Source organism: Vibrio fujianensis (genome assembly GCF_002749895.1).
GTDB lineage: Bacteria > Pseudomonadota > Gammaproteobacteria > Enterobacterales > Vibrionaceae > Vibrio > Vibrio fujianensis.
Map to the genome: position 1 here is coordinate 485,697 of NZ_NBUS01000043.1, position 2,336 is coordinate 488,032.

Here is a 2,336-nt window from a genome sequence, read left to right on the forward strand (position 1 = left end):
TCACTGAATTTAAGATCGTTGGCATCGCTTCAGGTAGAAGTACTTTACGGATAATCTGCATTGGTGTTGCCCCCATCGCTTGGGCTGCTTCAACCAAACCGCTGGGCACTTCGATAAGAGCGCCTTCAATCAAACGCGCAACAAAAGGGATTGCGCCGATGGTTAAAGGGACGATCGCCGCAGTCGTGCCAATAAAGGTTCCGACTAATAGTTTCGTCACCGGGATAATCGCAACCATTAAGACTAAAAATGGTACCGAGCGGCCAATGTTGACGATAGCACCTAATATTTTGTTGAGTCGTATATTTTCTAATAACCCTCCTTTTTTAGTGAGGTGCAAAACGACGCCAAGTGGAATGCCGATAGCAAAGCCAATTAAGCCAGCAACGGCGACCATATATATGGTTTGCCAGGTTGCCGTTAACAGTAAGTCGCTGTTTAAGCTCAGCCACGCACTAATGGCATTCAGCCAGTCTACAATATTATTAAAGGACATAACCGAGCACCTCGACTTTTACGTTGTTGTCTCTGAGATATTGAATTGCGGCGCTATCATTTTGTTCGTCACCAAAGATTTCTGCCACCATCATGCCAAATTTTACCCCGCCAGCGTAGTCAAGATCGGAGCTGAGGATGCTTACATCGATATTAAACTTGCGAGAAATCTGTGACATCAGGGGAGCATCGACGGTTGAGCCAGTAAATTCGAGACGAACCAAAGGGTAACTGCCCGTGACTCGTTGTGGTTGTAAACGCGCTTGGTAATCGTCTGGAATAGAAAGATCCAATGTCGAACGAATAAACTGATGCGCTAAGGTGGTTTTGGGGTAAGCAAAAATATCACCGACACTACCTTTTTCTACTAATTGTCCATCGCCGATGATGGCGACCTCGTGACAAATGTTTTTAACTACATCCATTTCATGGGTAATCAGCAAAATCGTAATATTTAATTGTCGGTTGATCTCTTTTAGAAGCTCAAGAATGGATTGCGTTGTTGCCGGATCAAGCGCACTGGTTGCTTCATCACAAAGTAAAACTTTAGGATCAGACGCTAAAGTGCGCGCAATTGCAACGCGTTGCTTTTGCCCACCACTTAAATTGGCTGGATAAGTATCTCGCTTTTCTGCTAAGTCTACTAAGGTCAATAATTCTGTCACTTTACGAGCAATATGTGTCGAGGGATGACCGGCTAACTCAAGGGGTAGCGCGATATTTTCAAACACCGTTCGGGAAGAAAGCAGGTTAAAGTGCTGAAAAATCATCCCAATATTGCGCCTTGCTTGGCTGAGCTGTTTGTTGTTCAGTGTCGTTAAATCGACACCATCGACAATGACACTACCACTGGTTGGTTTTTCCAACATATTGACGCAACGTATCAAGGTGCTTTTGCCTGCGCCTGATGAGCCGATAACACCAAAGATAGTGCCTTGTGCAATATGGAGATTAATGTCTACCAAGGCGTGAATTTCTTGATTACCTTGATAGAACACTTTATTTACTTGATTAATTTGAATCATAAAACCATGCCGCGTTCTTTCACTCTTGTCGATTGATGCTATGAGTTCTGTGATTTTAAGTCAATAGATATTTTTACGTCTAGACGGCTAAAACTTTTTTATGCTGTTAAGTATCGAACAAGAGGGGCTTGATTTTACTGGTAGACTTTCAACCTAGCATATTGGTGCTAGTTGAGTATAATTCTTGGAAAATCGTCACTAGAGAGTAATGTTTTGGCTAAACCCGCTGTGTTTTTAGACCGTGATGGGGTGATTAACCTCGATACGGGGTATGTGCATGATGAGCACGATTTCCATTTTATTGATGGTGTTTTTGATGCGACTCAACAATTGAAAGAGATGGGCTATCTATTAGTGCTGGTGACTAATCAGTCTGGGATCGCTCGAGGTCTCTTCAGTGAAGATCGCTTCTTATCCCTCACTCAGTGGATGGATTGGAACTTTGTTGATAATGGGGTTGAATTTGATGGTGTCTACTACTGTCCACATCATGCTGAACAGGGGATTGGAGACTATAAGCAAGATTGCGACTGCCGTAAACCAAAGCCGGGCATGTTTTTTTCAGCGCGTGATTTTTTGAAAATTGATATGGCGAGGTCGGTGATGGTGGGTGATAAAGCCGAAGACATGATGGCCGCAGAGGCTGCTGGGGTAGGACAGAAAATTTTAGTGCGCACCGGTAAACCGATTACTTCACAAGGTGAAACTTTAGCCAATGCGGTTCTCGATAGCATTGCGAATGTACCCGCCTATCTTCGCTCTTTATCTTCGGCTATCTGAACGCTATGAGTAAAAAACTGACGATCCTTGATATAG

Annotated in this window: 3 protein-coding genes; 1 reads left to right on the forward strand and 2 read right to left on the reverse strand. The window is 43.6% G+C overall.

The window, feature by feature from the left end:
• Positions 1 to 496, reverse strand: a 496-nt coding sequence (locus B7C60_RS13055) for a methionine ABC transporter permease (protein WP_245869379.1), incomplete at its 3' end; no start/stop codon positions are given.
• A complete protein-coding gene (gene metN / locus B7C60_RS13060; protein WP_099612013.1) occupies positions 486 to 1,520 on the reverse strand; it encodes a methionine ABC transporter ATP-binding protein MetN in 1,035 nt (344 codons plus the stop codon). The genes B7C60_RS13055 and metN, both read right to left, overlap by 11 nt.
• 213 nt (positions 1,521 to 1,733) lie before the next feature.
• Here metN and gmhB point away from each other — a divergent pair, with 213 nt between their 5' ends.
• Positions 1,734 to 2,300 (forward strand): D-glycero-beta-D-manno-heptose 1,7-bisphosphate 7-phosphatase, encoded by a 567-nt coding sequence (gene gmhB / locus B7C60_RS13065; protein WP_099612014.1) that lies wholly within the window; start codon positions 1,734 to 1,736, stop codon positions 2,298 to 2,300.
• Positions 2,301 to 2,336: the final 36 nt, after the last annotated feature.

Coding starts and splice junctions, on each gene's coding strand:
- metN (WP_099612013.1), bottom strand. CDS start 1,520: ATGATTCAAATTAATCAAGTAAATAAAGTGTTCTATCAAGGTAATCAA.